This is a genomic window from Streptomyces sp. NPDC006476, assembly GCF_040612015.1.
Lineage (GTDB): Bacteria > Actinomycetota > Actinomycetes > Streptomycetales > Streptomycetaceae > Streptomyces > Streptomyces griseorubiginosus_B.
Map to the genome: position 1 here is coordinate 127,980 of NZ_JBEXPK010000007.1, position 14,463 is coordinate 142,442.

Sequence of the window (14,463 nt, forward strand, 5' to 3'; positions counted from 1 at the left end):
ACCGTAGGGTTCATGCATGACGTCAGCCGCCGTACGCGTACAGGGTCTCTGGAAACGGTTCGGGCAGCAGGTTGCCGTTGCCGGGATCGATCTTGAGCTGCCCGCGGGGAAGTTCATCGGACTGGTGGGACCCAACGGGGCCGGCAAGACGACCACCCTCTCGATGGTGACCGGGCTGCTCAGGCCCGATCAGGGGACCGTCGAGGTCGTCGGGCATGACGTGTGGCGCGATCCGGTGGCCGTCAAGGCGCGGATCGGGGTGCTGCCGGAGGGCTTGCGGCTCTTCGAGCGGCTGTCCGGCAGGGAACTGCTCGCCTACTCCGGCCGGTTGCGCGGACTGCCCGGCGCCGAGGTCGACAAGCGGGCCACACAGCTGCTCGACGTGCTCGACCTGGCCGGTGCCCAGCACAAGCTCGTCGTCGACTACTCGACCGGTATGCGCAAGAAGATCGGGCTCGCCGCCGCACTGCTGCACAATCCCGAAGTGCTCTTCCTCGACGAGCCGTTCGAGGGTGTCGACCCGGTGTCCGCGCAGATCATCCGGGGCGTACTGGAGCGCTACACGGCCTCCGGCGCCACCGTCGTCTTCTCCTCCCACGTCATGGAACTCGTCGAGTCCCTGTGCGACTGGGTCGCCGTGATGGCCGCCGGCCGTATCCGCGCCCACGGCATCCTCGCCGAGGTCCGCGGCGACGCCCCCTCGTTGCAGCAGGCGTTCCTCCAGCTCGTCGGTGCGGGCGGCCGCGACGCCGGTACCGATCTGGACTGGCTGGGCGGCGGCGCGCGATGACGGGCGACATCACCGGGACCGTCGTACGGCTGAAGCTGTCGCTGCTCAAGAACGGGCTCAGGCAGTCCGGGGGGCGGCGGGCCGCCTACGTCGCGTCCGCCGTCGTCGTGCTGCTGTTCGGGGCGCTGCAGCTGCTCGGGCTGATCGCGCTGCGCGGGCACGCGCACATCGACGCCGTGGTCGTGCTGCTGACGGCCGTGCTGGCGCTGGGCTGGGCGGTGATGCCGCTGTTCTTCCCCGGCGGCGACGAGACGCTCGACCCCACCCGGCTGGTGATGCTGCCGCTGCGGCCCCGGCCGCTGGTGCGGGCGCTGCTCGCGGCCTCGCTGGTCGGCATCGGACCACTGTTCACGCTGCTCCTGCTGATCGGTTCGACGGTCGCGGTCGCGCACGGAGGCGCGGCCTACGCCGTCGGGGTCGTCGCCGTCGTCCTCGCGCTGCTGGTGTGCGTGGCCCTCGCGCGGGCCGTCGCCGCCGCCAACATCCGCCTGCTGACCAGCCGTAGGGGCCGCGACCTCGCGGTGCTCAGCGGGCTGGTCATCGCGATCGGGGTGCAGGTGGTCAACTTCGGTGCCCAGCGCCTGGGTTCGAGCGGGCTGGCGCAGCTCGCGCCGGTCGGGGACGTGGTGCGGTGGCTGCCGCCCGCGTCGGCGCTCGGTGCGGTGCACTCGGTGAGCGAGCGGTCGTACGGCATCGCCGCCGCTCAGCTCGCGCTCACCATCGGGGCGTTGGTGGCGCTGATCGCCGTGTGGGCGGGGCATCTGACCCGGCTGATGACCTCGCCGGACGGCTCCACCCTGCAGGCCGACACCGAGCCCGGCCGGCGGGAGCGGACGCCCGGGGGGCCGCCGCGGCTGCTGCCCGCCGGGCGGACCGGGACGGTCATGGAGCGCAGCCTGCGGTACGTCTGGCGGGACCCCAAGACCAAGGCCGCCTGGGTGACGTCGCTCGCCATCGGCCTCATCGTGCCGGTGTTCAACGCCCTGCAGGGCACCGGCTCCGTCTACTTCGCGTGCTTCGCCGCCGGGATGCTCGGCATCCAGATGTACAACCAGTTCGGGCAGGACACGTCCGCGTTCTGGATGGTGGCGACCACGATCTCCACCGCGCACGACGCCTACGTCGAGCTGCGCGGGCGGGCGCTGGCGCTGCTGGTGATCACCCTGCCGTACGCCACGCTGGTCACGGTCCTCACCACCGCGATGCTCGACGACTGGCCGCGCCTGCCGGAGGTGCTCGGTCTGTCCTTCGCCCTGCTCGGGGCGATGCTGGCCACCGGCGCGTGGACCTCGGCCCGCTTCCCGTACTCCATCCCGCAGGAGGGCTACAAGAACGTCGCCCCCGGCCAGACCGGCCTCGCCTGGATCTCCATCTTCGGCGGCATGGTCTCGGCGGCCCTGCTGTCCTCCCCGGTCATCGCCGTGACGATCTGGGTCAACGTGGTGGAGGGCGGCGACAGCTGGAGCTGGGTCCTGCTGCCCCTGGGCGCGGCCTACGGGGCGACGATCACCTGGGCGGGCCTGCGTCTGGCGGCACCGCGCACGGCGGCCCGGCTCCCGGAGATCCTGACGGCGGTGAGCAAGGGGTGAGGGTCGGGCGCTGCTGAGCGGATCAGGGCGTGGTGAGCACGGAGTCCAGGAACGGCTCGATCGCGGCCCGCCAGGCCTCCGGCTGGTCGTAGTGGACCAGGTGGCCGGCGTCGGCGACCTCCGCGTACTCCCCGCGGGGCAGCACCCGCACCATCTCCTGCGCCTCCGCCCGCCCCAGCTCCCCGTCGAGCCCCCGCACCACCAGCGCCGGGCAGCGCACCTGGGTGAGCTCGTCCCAGTGCGCGTCGTACACCCACGTCTCCCGGGACTTCAGCATCTGCTCGGGTTCGAAGACCGGCCGCCAGCCGTCGGCGGACTCGTGCATCACCTCGGCGTAGAACTCCCCGCGCGCCGGATTCGGCCGCTCCACCCAGGGATCGTCCTCACCGAACCACTTGCGTACGTCCGCCAGCGTGGCGAAGGGGACGGGCCACGCCCGGAACCAGTCCGCCCATTCCCGCTGCGAGGCGGCGCCGAGGGCGGAGGCCCGCATGTCGCAGATGACCAGGCCCCGTACCAGCTCGGGACGCTTCGCGGCGAGCTGCCAGGCGGTCAGCGCGCCCATGGCGTGGCCGATGAGGACGGCAGGGGCGAGGCCGAGCTGTTCGAGGGCGGCTTCCGCGTCCTCGACATATGCCTCACGGGTGAACGCGGCCTGTGGGGGCTTGTCGCTCTGGCCGTGTCCCCGCTGGTCGAGCGCGACGGCCCGATGCCGCTCGGAGAGCCAGCGGGCGGTGGACGCCCAGTGCGAGGCACGGCCCATCAGGCCGTGCAGTAACAGCACCCCGGGCGCGCGCTCCTGGTCGGCGTGCGGCGCCGCCCGGTCCGGCGATCCCGGCTGTCCGGGTACGAGGCCCGGCGGGTCGGTCCTGGGCAGGTCCGTCTGGGCCGGGTCCGTCTTGGGCGGGTCCCCGAACTCCCATGCCGCGAGACGTACGCCGCCCGCCCCGGTCACGTCGATGCGTCGCGCCATGGTCCTGGCACCCCCCTAGCTCCGCTCGGACCGCTCCCGCTCGAGCCGGCCGGTCCTGTGAACCGTGTCCTGCCGTTGCCGTGCACTCACTCCTGAAGCGCAGATTCCGCGTCCCCCGTCACCCGCAGACTATCGAATGCGTATTCGAAAATGCCGTCCCGCCGGACAACACCCCTCGTTCGAGTGACCACACTCAAGGAATGATCGCCGCCGCCGCGGGGAGATCTTCAGCGGGAGGCGGACCGCTCGGGGAAAACGGTCCGAGGGGAATGACCCTGAGAGCTCGGGGCTCCGGGTCAGCACAGGGGAGGACAGGCCCCGGCGCCACAAGGCGCCGGGGCCATCCACACGTCCGCGGCACATCCCTCTTCCCCCCTCGGTCATATGCCTCACGCGACAGCCTGGCACGCGATCCGGCCGAGCGCTCCGATTTCGGCGCACAGATTCCGGGCCGTGACCTCACCCCGCGCGGACCGGCACGACACCCCTTCCGTCACACCGGAACCGGAAGTCGTCAGCGGCCGGAGGCCGCCGTCAGCGCTTGGCGACGAAGACATGGGAGGCGACGTCCGCCTCCAGCTCGGCGGCCTCCCCGCCGCTACCCACCAGCACACCGCCCGCCGACTCCGTCACGCTGACCACCGAGCCGGGCTGCACACCCGCGCGCCGCAGCGTGTACATCAGCTGCGCGTCCGTCTGGATCGGCTCGCCGATACGGCGCACCACGACCGTCTTCCCGTCCGACCCCGGATCCAGGTCCGCCAGCGACACCATGCCCTCGTCCAGGAACGGGTCCGCGCCGTCCTTCTCGCCCAGCTCCTCCAGGCCCGGGATCGGGTTCCCGTACGGCGACTCCGTCGGGTGCCGCAGCAGCTCCAGCACGCGCCGCTCGACGGCCTCGCTCATCACGTGCTCCCAGCGGCACGCCTCCGCATGCACCTGCTCCCACTCCAGGCCGATCACATCGACCAGCAGACACTCCGCGAGCCGGTGCTTGCGCATCACGCGCGTGGCAAGGCGACGGCCCTCGTCCGTCAGCTCCAGATGCCGGTCGGCTGCCACGGCGACCAGTCCGTCCCGCTCCATCCGCGCCACCGTCTGGCTCACGGTCGGCCCGCTCTGATCGAGCCGCTCGGCGATCCGGGCACGCATGGGGACCACACCCTCCTCCTCCAGCTCGAGGATGGTGCGGAGATACATCTCCGTGGTGTCGATCAGTCCGGACATACGTGCCCCTCGATGAGATCTGCCGGAAGCACGAGCGGCTTCCCGGCGTGTGCGCTGGCCCTGGACTCAATTCTGACGCATACCACTGACAACCGTGCCGCGCCGCGGAAACGCGGGCCCGCGCCCTCGACCAAGGGTCCTGCGCCACCGTATTGACACGGCAGTGGTCCAGACCGCACGGTGATCCGCGACACAGCCGCCCCCACCCGCCCCGAAAGGGACCCGCATGAGCGACGCCACACTGGCCGACCAGTTCTTCGACGCCGCGATCGAGCTCCTGCGACGGGTCCGGGACGAGGAGGCGGAGGCCGTCACGGCGGCGGGCACGCTGCTCGCCGACACCGTCGCCGACGGGGGCCGCCTCTTCGCCTTCGGCGCCGGCCACTCCTCACTGCCCGCCCAGGACGTCGTCTACCGCGCCGGCGGGCTCGCCCTGATGAACCTGCTCGCCGTGCCCGGCGTCGTCGGCGTCGACGTCATGCCGGCCACGCTCGGCTCCGCCCTGGAGCGCGTGGACGGACTCGCGAGCGCCGTCCTGGACACCTCCCCGCTCCGCGCGGGCGACGCGCTGGTCATCATCTCCCTCTCCGGCCGCAACGCTCTCCCCGTGGAGATGGCCATGAACGCCCGCGCCCTCGGCGTGAAGGTCATCGGCCTCACGTCCGTGGCGTACACGACGGAGACGCGCTCCCGCCACGCTTCGGGCACCTACCTCAAGGACCACTGCGACATCGTCCTGGACTCCAAGATCGCCATCGGGGACGCGACCCTCACCCTGGACACCGTCCCGGCCCCCTTCGCCCCCGCCTCCACGGTCGTCACCAGCGCGATCATGCAGGCCGTGATGGCGACGGCAGCGGGGTCTCTGGCCGAGCGGGGCATCGAGCCCCCGCTGCTGAGGTCGGGCAACGTGGACGGCGGCCACGACTGGAACGGCAGGGTGATGACCGAGTACGCGGACCGCATCTTCTACCGGCGGTAGAGCCGGCCGGCCGTTTGGATCCACCTGGCCCGCCGCCGGCCTCGGACAGATTTGCCTAGCCCGCGTCCACGACCCCCGCCAGGTCCAGCGCGGCGGCGATCCGGACGGCCACGTCCTCCGCGTACACGGCGTCGGCCCGCTCGAACTGGCTCCGCCCGCTCCCCCGCAGAAACGTCACCACTCCCAACGTCCGCCCCCGACTGCGCAACACCGCGCACAACGCGTGCACCACATCGGCGGGCCACTGCCGGGCCACGGCCCACTCCCGCGCCTGCTCACCGCCGGCCGCTCCCACGCTCGCCCGCACCGACCCCGCCCGCTCCACGCACTGCAACGCCGGATGCCCCTGCCCGTACCGCACGGGCAGCCCCGCCTTCCCGGTGAGCAGACTCGGCCCCGGCCCACCGGACGGCGTGGCGGCGACCCGTACCAGCCGGACCGGTCCCTCCGCCGCCGCGTCGGCCACCGCGCCCCCGGCCACCCGGTCGATCAGCGCGTGATCGGCGAACCCGGCGAGCGCGAAGTCCAGATGGACCGTCGCCGCCTCCCGCGGATCCTCGCACTCGGCGGCCGCCCGCGCCGCCCGGTGCAACTGGATGGACCTGAACCGCAGCAGCGCCGCCTCCTGCTCGCCCTGCTTGCCCTCGGTCACGTCCTGGAAGAGCCACCCCACCCCGAGCGGCACCGGCTCCTCAGCGAGCGGTGAGGCCAGCCGTACGAACCCGCACCGCCAGCACCGCCGCTGCTCACCCTCCGCCGTGCGCACGCTCACCCAGATCTCGGCGGGCGCGGGCGGCGCACCCTCCGCCAGGACGTGCGTGAACGCGCTCTCCAGCTCCTCGACGCCCTGCGCGAGCAGCTCCCCCAGCGGCCGCCCCAGAGCGGACGTACGCCCGATGCCCAGCGCCCGCGCGGCATGGGCGTTGACCACCGCCGGCCGCAGATCCGCGTCGACGAGCACGACACCCCAGCTGGCGTCCTCGAACAGTGCCTCGCTCAGCGCGATCGACCGCTCCAGATCAATCTGCGTGTGCACCTCGCTGAAGGCGCAGTACACCCCCGCGGGCTTCCCGTCCGGCCCTCGCACGGCGGCGGACTGGGTCCGTACGAGCACCCGCCCGCCGTCCTTGGTGAGCAACGCGAACTCGTGCACCTGCCGCCCTGGAGCCTGCATGGCGGACATCAGCCGCCCCTCGACCTCCTCGGCGTCGGCCTCCCGCACGGCCCAGCCCGCGAATCCGTGCCGGCCCACCGCCTCGGCCGCGGTCCAGCCCAGAATCCGCTCGGCCTCGCGGTTCCAGTGGGTGACGACCCCGTCCGCGTCGAAGGCGCACAGCGCCGCGTCCATCCCGTCGAGCAGCGCGGCGAGCAGATCCGAGCCGTCCGGGCCCACGGGGCCGGCCCGCTCGGGCTCGTCCGGCCCGAGCTCATCGGTGGTCCCACTACGCCGGGAAGCACTCACCTGGACCCCCTGCCAGCTGCGTCCGCAGGTACGGCGCGTCGGTTCGCTCACTCGCAATCATCTAACTGGAACGTGACGCAGCACACACCGAGTTCCCCAAGATTGAGAGAATCGTTGCCGGCCGCTCCCCTCCACGATCACCCCTGACCCAGCCGAAGATCAACCCAGAGATCGCTCTCCCCGTCGAGCACATACCGCTCCACCTCGACGAACCCGCGCTTCTCGGCGAACCGCAGCCCGTCCTCGTTGGCCGCCAGCACACACGTCTCCACGCCCTTCGCCCCCAGTACACGCGCGTGCGTGAGCCCCCTCTCGTACAGCGCGGTCCCGAAGCCGCGCCCCCGGTACTCGGGCAGCACGCGCGCGATGACGGTCGCGACCGCGCCCTCCCCCTCCGGCGGCCGCACGGTGGAACACCCCACGAGCACGTCCCCGAGATACGCGTTCTCCATCCGATAACGCCCGAGCCGCCCCCGCGCATCGTCCCGGGACATGGCGGCGGACGGCACGACGGCGTTGTGCACGTACCGCCACTCCTCCAGCATGTCCTCCCCGTGCACGGCCTCGATCCGCAGGACCCGTCGCCGCGCGTACACCTCGACCTCGATCCGCATCCGGGGGTCGGCCAGCCCGCACACCATCATCGTCGCCGCCGGCCGCACCTCCCCGAAGACCCGGCGCAGCACGGGCCAGCACGGCTCGAAGTCCTCCCGCTCCGGCAACAGATAACGCACCCGAACGACATCCTCGAACCCACACCCGGCCCGCCCCAGCGCGTCCCCGATATTGCGCAGACACTGCTCGGCCTGCTCGACGACGTCCTCGGAGATCGTCATAGCGGCATAGTCGAACCCGGTGGTCCCGGACACATGCACCCAGTCCCCGTCCACCACGGCCCGCGCATACCCGATCCGCTCCTCGAACACCGAACCACTGAGAATCGCGCGTCGCTGTGTCATGCGCGGAACGCTATGCGAGCCGCCCTGGATCCTCTTCCGAAAAAAACGGTTGATCCAGAGCCGAGCCGTTCTTAGGGTGTGGAGCACACGAGAAGGGAGGTGGTTCGGCAGATGTGTGAATACCGGACGCGTGAGGTGACTGCGGGCTAGCGGCTCGCCACCACACCGAGTGCGGTGCCGGACCAGCACGTGAGCGAAACGTGCAGCCGGCCCAATCCCAAGCAGTCACCCGACCCGCGAGCTCGCCGGTACGTCCGGCCGGCTCCTTCGCTGAGGCGGAGGGACCAGAGCTCGCGGGTCGTCTGCGTTTCAGTGGGCGATGCTGTCGTAGCCCTCGATCTCGCGCGGGCCGCGGGCCGCCGGGCCCACGTACCGCGCCGACGGCCGCACCAGCCGGCCCGTCCGCTTCTGCTCCAGGATGTGCGCCGACCAGCCCGCCGTACGCGCGCACGTGAACATCGACGTGAACATGTGCGCCGGGACCTCGGCGAAGTCCAGGACGATCGCCGCCCAGAACTCGACGTTGGTCGCCAGCACCCGGTCCGGCCGACGGGCGTGGAGCTCGGCGAGGGCCGCCTTCTCAAGGGCCTCGGCGATCTCGAAGCGCGGCGCGCCCAGTTCGCGGGCGGTACGGCGCAGCACGCGCGCGCGGGGGTCCTCGGCGCGGTACACGCGGTGCCCGAAGCCCATGAGCCGCTCGCCGTTGTCGAGGGCCTGCCGGACGTACGCCTCCGCGTCCCCGGTCCGCTCGATCTCCTCGATCATGTGCAGCACCCGGGACGGCGCACCACCGTGCAGCGGGCCCGACATGGCCCCCACGGCGCCCGAGAGCGCCGCCGCGACGTCGGCGCCGGTGGAGGCGATCACCCGGGCCGTGAAGGTGGACGCGTTCATGCCGTGCTCGGCGGCGGACGTCCAGTAGGCGTCGACGGCGGCGACGTGCTTCGGGTCCGGCTCGCCCCGCCAGCGGATCATGAACCGCTCGGTGATGGACTGCGCCTTGTCGATCTCCCGCTGCGGCACCATCGGCAGGCCCTGGCCGCGCGCCGACTGGGCGACGTACGACAACGCCATGACGGCGGCCCGGGCCAGGTCCTCGCGGGCGTCCTCGGCGTCGATGTCGAGCAGGGGTTTGAGGCCCCACACGGGCGCCAGCATGGCCAGCGCCGACTGGACGTCCACCCGGATGTCACCGGAGTGCACGGGGATCGGGAACGGCTCGGCGGGCGGCAGACCGGGATTGTAGGCGCCGTCGACCAGCAGCCCCCAGACATTGCCGAACGAGACGTGACCGACCAGGTCCTCGATGTCGACGCCCCGGTACCGCAGGGCGCCGCCCTCCTTGTCCGGTTCGGCGATCTCCGTCTCGAACGCGACGACTCCCTCGAGTCCGGGTACGAAGTCGGACATCAGGCGGCTCCTCGTGTGTGTGCGGCTCTGGCGGCCCGGCCCGTCGGATCCCCGGTCGGCTCGTGCGACTCGCGGTCCTGGCGGCCACCCTGGTGATGCCCCGCGCGGTTGGTCGTTCAACCGGAACGGCATCAGCACGATATCTCCGAGTGCCACTTTTGGGGAGGGTTCGCGGCACTCAGTGCCACGTTGCTGGGGCGCGTAGGTGCCGCTTCCGGCCTTGGAGGCGCTTCGTCGCGGCACTCATGCGTACGGCAAGATGACCGCGTGACCGACCGAGACGCCGTCCCCCTCGATCCCGCCGCGATGCGCAAGCAGTACCGGGCCGAGGGCCTCGCCGAGTCCGAGCTGGCCGCCACGCCCGTGGAACAGTTCGCGCACTGGTTCGCGCAGGCCGCGACCGAGGCTCATCTCTTCGAGCCGAACGCCATGATCGTCTCCACGGCGAACGCCCAGGGCCGCCCCAGCTCGCGGACCGTGCTGCTGAAAGGGTTCGACGAGCAGGGCTTCGTCTTCTACACCAACTACGACTCCCGCAAGGGCCGCGACCTCGCCGAGAACCCGTACGTCTCGCTGCTCTTCCCCTGGCACCCCATGGCCCGCCAGGTCATCGTCAGCGGCGTCGCCCGCCGCACCGGCCGCGACGAGACCGCCGCCTACTTCCGCAGCCGCCCGCACGGCTCCCAGCTCGGCGCCTGGTCCAGTGCCCAGTCCAGCGTGATCCCCTCCCGCGCCGAACTCGACGCCTCCTACGCCGAACTCGCGGCCCGCTACCCGGAGGGCGAACAGGTGCCGGTGCCGCCGAACTGGGGCGGCTTCCGGGTGGCCCCGGAGACGGTGGAGTTCTGGCAGGGCCGCGAGAACCGCCTGCACGACCGACTGCGCTACGTGGCGGAGCCGGACGGAAGCTGGCGCGTGGAACGGCTCAGCCCCTAGCGACCCGGCCCGCGCTCAGCCCCTGGCGGCTCCGTCCCCGGTGGCTCGGCCGCCGTCAGCCGCGTCCCCGAGGACCCGGTCCAGGATCTCCGCCCACTGCCCCACCACCCGCTCCCGCCGCCCGGTGTCGTCCGTCAGGAGGTTGGCGAGGCCGAGGCCGCGGGCCATGTCCAACAGGCCCTGGACGGTTTCGCGGACGCCGGGGCGGGATTCGTCGGCGTTCAGGAGCTCGATCGCGATGCGGTGGGTCTCGCGGCCGACGTGGGATTCCAACTCGGTGACCCGGGGGCGGAGTTGGTCCTCGTTGGAGGCGGCGACCCAGAGGTGGAGGGCGGCGCGGAAGAGGGGGCCGGTGTAGAGGTCGACGAGGGCGGCCACGACGACGCGGCGGTCCGCGGCGCCCTGGGGGAACAGGGCGCGCAGGGCGGTGGAGCGTTCCTCGGCGACGTACTCCACGGCCGCCGTGAACAGGTCCTCGCGGGTGGGGAAGTGGTGCTGGGCGGCGCCCCGGGAGACGCCGGCGCGTTCGGCGACGACGGTGACCGTGGATCCGGCCCAGCCGTGTTCGGCGAGGCAGGCCACGGCGGCTTCCAGGAGCCGTTGCCGGGTGGCCCGGCTGCGGTCCTGCTTGGGCACGCGCTCGGCTCGTTCCTCGCGCTGGTCGGTGGTCACAGCACCCATTGGGGATCCCGTCGTTCCAGAAAGGCCGTCATTCCCTCGCGGGCCTGCGGGGAGGCGAAGAGCCGGGCGGAGAGCGCGGTGAGGTCGGCCGCGTCCCGGTCGAAGGCCTCCAGGACCCTGGCCGTGAGCAGTGCCTTCGTCTCGGCCAGTCCTTGGGGCGCGGCCCGGCGCAGGCCGTCGAGGACGGGTTCGAGTACGGCGTCCACGTCGTCCCCGGCGGCCGTGAGCAGGCCGATGCGGGCGGCCTCGGCGGCGTCGAGGCGTTCGCCGGTGAGGTAGTAGCGGGCGATGGCGCGCGGGTCGGTGCGGGGCAGGATCGGCAGTGAGATGACGGCGGGGGCCACGCCGATGCGGACCTCGGTGAAGGCGAACGTGGAGTCGGTGGAGGCGGCCGCGATGTCGCAGGCGGCCAGCAGTCCGAGGCCGCCGGCGCGGACGTGTCCGGTGACCCGGGCGACGACCGGTCTGTGCAGTTCGACGATCTGCCGCAGCAGCCCGACGAGGGCGTCCGGGGGCGGCGGGTCGCGCAGGTCGGCGCCCGCGCAGAAGGTGTTGCCGGTGTGGGTGAGGACGACCGCGCGGACGTCGCTGTCCTTGGCGCAGTCGGTGAGCGCGCCGGCGAGTTCGCCGACCAGGGCGGCGGAGAGCGCGTTGCGGTTGGCGGTGGAGTCGAGGCTGAGGGTCTCGACGCCCCGAGCGCGGGTACGTCCGACCAACGTCATGCGCGCTCCCTGGGTTCCCGCAGCTGTCGGCGGAGGATCTTGCCGCTGGCGGCCCGGGGGACGCCGTCGATGAAGGTGACCTGGCGGACGCGCTTGTAGGGGGCGACGCGTTCGGCGACGTACATCATCACCTCGCCCTCGGAGAGGTCGGTGGCGGTGGGCTGGCGGACCACGAAGGCGTGCGGGACCTCGTTGTTGTCGTCGTTGTAGACGCCGATGACGGCGGCGTCGGCGATGCCGGGGTGGGTGAGCAGCAGGGCCTCGAGTTCGGCGGGGGCCACCTGGAAGCCCTTGTATTTGATGAGTTCCTTGACCCGGTCCACGACGAACAGCCAGCCGTCGGCGTCCACATGGCCGACGTCGCCGGTGTGCAGCCAGCCGTCGGTGTCGATCATGGCGGCGGTGGCGTCGGGGCGGCCCAGGTAGCCCTTCATGACCTGGGGGCCGCGGATGAGGATCTCGCCGGACTCGCCGACGCCGAGGTCCTTGTCGGGGTCGTCGAGGGAGACGATCCGCATCTCGGTGCCGGCGATGAGCTTGCCGACGGTGCCGGGCGGGGCGTCCGGCATGGCCTCGCGGGGGACGACATGGGTGCCGGGGGACAGTTCCGTCATGCCGTACGCCTGGCCGACGGGCGGCAGGCCGAGCCGCCGGGAGCAGGCGGCGGCGAGCTGGGCGTCCAGGGGGGCGGCGGCGCTGAGGATGTACTTCAACGACGACAGGTCGTACTGCTCGACCGCGGGGTGTTTGGCGAGGGCGAGGACGATCGGCGGGGCGACGTACAGGCCGGTGATGCGGTGGTTCTGGATGGCGGCGAGGAAGATGTCGAGGTCGAAGCGGGGCAGGACGACGACGGTGGCGCCGAGCCGCAGGGGCGCGTTCATGAGGGCGGTCAGGCCGTAGATGTGGAAGAACGGCAGGACGGCGAGGATGCGCTCGCCGGGTCCGGCCGGCATGACGGACTCGAGCTGGGCGAGGTTGGTGGCGATCTGCCGGTGGGTGAGCATCACGCCCTTGGGGGTGCCGGTCGTCCCGGAGGAGTACGGCAGCGCGGCGACGTCCTCGGCGGGGTCGATGTCGACGGCCGGTTCGGGGGCGGCGGAGCCCAGCATGTCGATGAGGGAGCGGTGGCCGGGCGCGCTGTCGCAGACGAAGATCTCCCGTACTCCGCCCGCGAGTTCGGCCGCCCGGCGCGCGGCCTCAAGCAGCGGCGAGACGGTGACGATCCAGCGGGCCGCCGAGTCCTTGAGCTGCTTGGCGAACTCCTCGGGCGTGGCGAGCGGGTGCACGGTGGTGACGGAGGCACCCGCGCGCGTGGCGGCGTAGAAGGCGGTCGGGAAGGCGATGGTGTTGGGGCTGTGCAGGGCGAGTACGTCGCCCTTGCGGACGCCGGCCTCGGCGAGTCCGGCCGCGACGCGACGGTGGAAGCGGTCGAGTTGTTCGTACGTGAGGGTGGTGCCGTCGGTCCCGTCGATCAGGGCGGGAGCGTCACCGTACTCAGCGGCCCGGCCCAGCACCGCTTCGTGGATGGGCAGGTCGACGGCCACCACATCGGCGTACTCGCTTCGGAACACGGTTCCTCCTAGTACGACTTGGGCAGGCCCAGGGTCTGGTGGGAGACGTAGTTGAGAATCATCTCCCGGCTCACCGGAGCAATACGCGCCACACGCGAGGCGGTTATCAGCGAGGCGAGCCCGAATTCCCGGGTGAGGCCGTTGCCGCCGAGGGTGTGCACGGCCTGGTCGACCGCCCGCACGCAGGCCTCCCCCGCCGCGTACTTCGCCATGTTCGCCGCCTCGCCCGCGCCGACGTCGTCCCCGGCGTCGTAGAGGTGGGCTGCTTTCTGCATCATCAGGCGGGCGAGTTCGAGGTCGATGTGGGCCTGGGCGAGGGGGTGGGCGATCGCCTGGTGGGCGCCGATGGGGGTGTTCCAGACGGCGCGGTCGCGCGCGTACTCGACGGCGCGCCCGAGGGCGTAACGGCCCATGCCGATCGCGAAGGCGGCCGTCATGATCCGCTCGGGGTTGAGGCCGGCGAACAGCTGCAGGAGACCGGCGTCCTCGTCGCCGACCAGGGCGTCGGCGGGCAGCCGTACGTCGTCCAGGACCAGTTCGAACTGCTTCTCAGCGGCCTGGAGTTCCATGTCGATCTGGCGTCGGGTGAAGCCTTCGGCGTCGCGCGGGATGATGAAGAGGCAGGGCTTGACGCGGCTGGTGCGGCCCTCTTCGGTGGACACGGTCTCGGTGCGGCCGACGATGAGGGTCGCGTCGGCTATGTCGACGCCGGAGATGAAGACCTTGCGGCCGGTGAGCAGCCAGTCGCCGGTGTCGGGGTCGCGGCGGGCGGTGGTGGTGATGCGGTGGGAGTTGGAGCCGGCGTCGGGTTCGGTGATGCCGAAGGCCATGGTGCGGGTGCCGTCGGCGAGGGCGGGGAGCCAGGCGCGTTTCTGGGCGTCCGTGCCGAAGCGGGCGATCACCGTGCCGCAGATCGCCGGGGAGACGACCATCATCAGCAACGGGCAGCCGGCGGCGCCGAGTTCTTCGAGGACGATGGAGAGTTCGGCGATCCCGCCGCCTCCGCCGCCGTACTCCTCGGGCAGGTTGACGCCCAGGTAGCCGAGTTTGGCCGCCTCGGACCAGAGGTCCTCGCGGACGTAGTCCCGCCCGTGGCGCTTGCCGAGGGCGGCGACGGCGGCTCGTAGGGCCTTGTGTTCCTCGGTCTCGATCATGACG

13 protein-coding genes are annotated in these 14,463 nt (G+C 72.0%); 4 read left to right on the forward strand and 9 right to left on the reverse strand.

The window, feature by feature from the left end:
- Nucleotides 1–16 precede the first annotated feature (16 nt).
- Nucleotides 17–790, forward strand: coding sequence for an ABC transporter ATP-binding protein (locus tag ABZZ74_RS10210; protein ID WP_356763085.1), 774 nt, complete (start codon nt 17–19; stop codon nt 788–790).
- Nucleotides 787–2,379 carry a transporter gene (locus ABZZ74_RS10215; RefSeq protein ID WP_356763087.1) on the forward strand — a complete coding sequence of 531 codons (1,593 nt, stop codon included), beginning with the start codon at nt 787–789 and terminating at the stop codon, nt 2,377–2,379. The genes ABZZ74_RS10210 and ABZZ74_RS10215 overlap by 4 nt, the downstream gene beginning before the upstream one ends.
- Before the next feature lie 22 nt (nt 2,380–2,401).
- On the opposite strand, the gene ABZZ74_RS10220 is transcribed toward ABZZ74_RS10215, so the two are convergent.
- Both ABZZ74_RS10220 and ABZZ74_RS10225 read right to left on the reverse strand, forming a co-directional pair.
- On the reverse strand, nt 2,402–3,352 hold the full coding sequence (locus ABZZ74_RS10220) for an alpha/beta hydrolase (protein WP_356763089.1): 951 nt from the start codon (nt 3,350–3,352) through the stop codon (nt 2,402–2,404).
- A 534-nt stretch (nt 3,353–3,886) separates the two neighbouring features.
- Nucleotides 3,887–4,579: a metal-dependent transcriptional regulator gene (locus ABZZ74_RS10225; RefSeq protein ID WP_054216870.1), complete on the reverse strand. Its 693-nt coding sequence runs from the start codon at nt 4,577–4,579 to the stop codon at nt 3,887–3,889.
- Between the two features lie 226 nt (nt 4,580–4,805).
- Between ABZZ74_RS10225 and ABZZ74_RS10230 the strand changes: the two genes are divergently transcribed.
- Nucleotides 4,806–5,561, forward strand: a complete 756-nt coding sequence (locus tag ABZZ74_RS10230; protein ID WP_356763091.1) for an SIS domain-containing protein — start codon at nt 4,806–4,808, stop codon at nt 5,559–5,561.
- A 55-nt stretch (nt 5,562–5,616) separates the two neighbouring features.
- Here ABZZ74_RS10230 and ABZZ74_RS10235 read toward each other — a convergent pair whose 3' ends face one another.
- From ABZZ74_RS10235 to ABZZ74_RS10245, 3 genes are all read right to left on the reverse strand, one after another.
- A complete protein-coding gene (locus ABZZ74_RS10235) occupies nt 5,617–7,023 on the reverse strand; it encodes a PAS domain-containing protein (RefSeq protein ID WP_133045592.1) in 1,407 nt (468 codons plus the stop codon).
- A 137-nt stretch (nt 7,024–7,160) separates the two neighbouring features.
- The gene (locus ABZZ74_RS10240; RefSeq protein WP_356763094.1) at nt 7,161–7,982 is read right to left on the reverse strand and encodes a GNAT family N-acetyltransferase; all 822 of its coding nucleotides are present in this window, start codon (nt 7,980–7,982) and stop codon (nt 7,161–7,163) included.
- 309 nt (nt 7,983–8,291) lie between these two features.
- Nucleotides 8,292–9,392, reverse strand: a complete 1,101-nt coding sequence (locus tag ABZZ74_RS10245; RefSeq protein WP_356763096.1) for a citrate synthase 2 — start codon at nt 9,390–9,392, stop codon at nt 8,292–8,294.
- Between the two features lie 267 nt (nt 9,393–9,659).
- Here ABZZ74_RS10245 and pdxH point away from each other — a divergent pair, with 267 nt between their 5' ends.
- Entirely contained in the window at nt 9,660–10,328 is a 669-nt protein-coding gene (gene pdxH, locus ABZZ74_RS10250; RefSeq protein WP_356763098.1) for a pyridoxamine 5'-phosphate oxidase, read from the forward strand.
- Nucleotides 10,329–10,343: 15 nt separating this feature from the next.
- On the opposite strand, the gene ABZZ74_RS10255 is transcribed toward pdxH, so the two are convergent.
- The 4 genes from ABZZ74_RS10255 to ABZZ74_RS10270 are packed head-to-tail and all read right to left on the reverse strand — an operon-like array spanning nt 10,344 to nt 14,459.
- Entirely contained in the window at nt 10,344–11,009 is a 666-nt protein-coding gene (locus ABZZ74_RS10255; RefSeq protein ID WP_356763100.1) for a TetR/AcrR family transcriptional regulator, read from the reverse strand.
- Nucleotides 10,997–11,731: an enoyl-CoA hydratase family protein gene (locus ABZZ74_RS10260; protein WP_356763102.1), complete on the reverse strand. Its 735-nt coding sequence runs from the start codon at nt 11,729–11,731 to the stop codon at nt 10,997–10,999. The genes ABZZ74_RS10255 and ABZZ74_RS10260 overlap by 13 nt, the downstream gene beginning before the upstream one ends.
- Nucleotides 11,728–13,305, reverse strand: coding sequence for a 4-coumarate--CoA ligase family protein (locus tag ABZZ74_RS10265; protein ID WP_356763104.1), 1,578 nt, complete (start codon nt 13,303–13,305; stop codon nt 11,728–11,730). The genes ABZZ74_RS10260 and ABZZ74_RS10265 overlap by 4 nt, the downstream gene beginning before the upstream one ends.
- A gap of 8 nt (nt 13,306–13,313) precedes the next feature.
- Nucleotides 13,314–14,459, reverse strand: coding sequence for an acyl-CoA dehydrogenase (locus ABZZ74_RS10270; protein ID WP_356763106.1), 1,146 nt, complete (start codon nt 14,457–14,459; stop codon nt 13,314–13,316).
- Nucleotides 14,460–14,463: the final 4 nt, after the last annotated feature.

Coding starts and splice junctions, on each gene's coding strand:
- ABZZ74_RS10210 (WP_356763085.1), top strand. CDS start 17: ATGACGTCAGCCGCCGTACGCGTACAGGGTCTCTGGAAACGGTTCGGG.
- ABZZ74_RS10215 (WP_356763087.1), top strand. CDS start 787: ATGACGGGCGACATCACCGGGACCGTCGTACGGCTGAAGCTGTCGCTG.
- ABZZ74_RS10220 (WP_356763089.1), bottom strand. CDS start 3,352: ATGGCGCGACGCATCGACGTGACCGGGGCGGGCGGCGTACGTCTCGCG.
- ABZZ74_RS10225 (WP_054216870.1), bottom strand. CDS start 4,579: ATGTCCGGACTGATCGACACCACGGAGATGTATCTCCGCACCATCCTC.
- ABZZ74_RS10230 (WP_356763091.1), top strand. CDS start 4,806: ATGAGCGACGCCACACTGGCCGACCAGTTCTTCGACGCCGCGATCGAG.
- ABZZ74_RS10240 (WP_356763094.1), bottom strand. CDS start 7,982: ATGACACAGCGACGCGCGATTCTCAGTGGTTCGGTGTTCGAGGAGCGG.
- ABZZ74_RS10245 (WP_356763096.1), bottom strand. CDS start 9,392: ATGTCCGACTTCGTACCCGGACTCGAGGGAGTCGTCGCGTTCGAGACG.
- ABZZ74_RS10255 (WP_356763100.1), bottom strand. CDS start 11,009: ATGGGTGCTGTGACCACCGACCAGCGCGAGGAACGAGCCGAGCGCGTG.
- ABZZ74_RS10260 (WP_356763102.1), bottom strand. CDS start 11,731: ATGACGTTGGTCGGACGTACCCGCGCTCGGGGCGTCGAGACCCTCAGC.
- ABZZ74_RS10270 (WP_356763106.1), bottom strand. CDS start 14,459: ATGATCGAGACCGAGGAACACAAGGCCCTACGAGCCGCCGTCGCCGCC.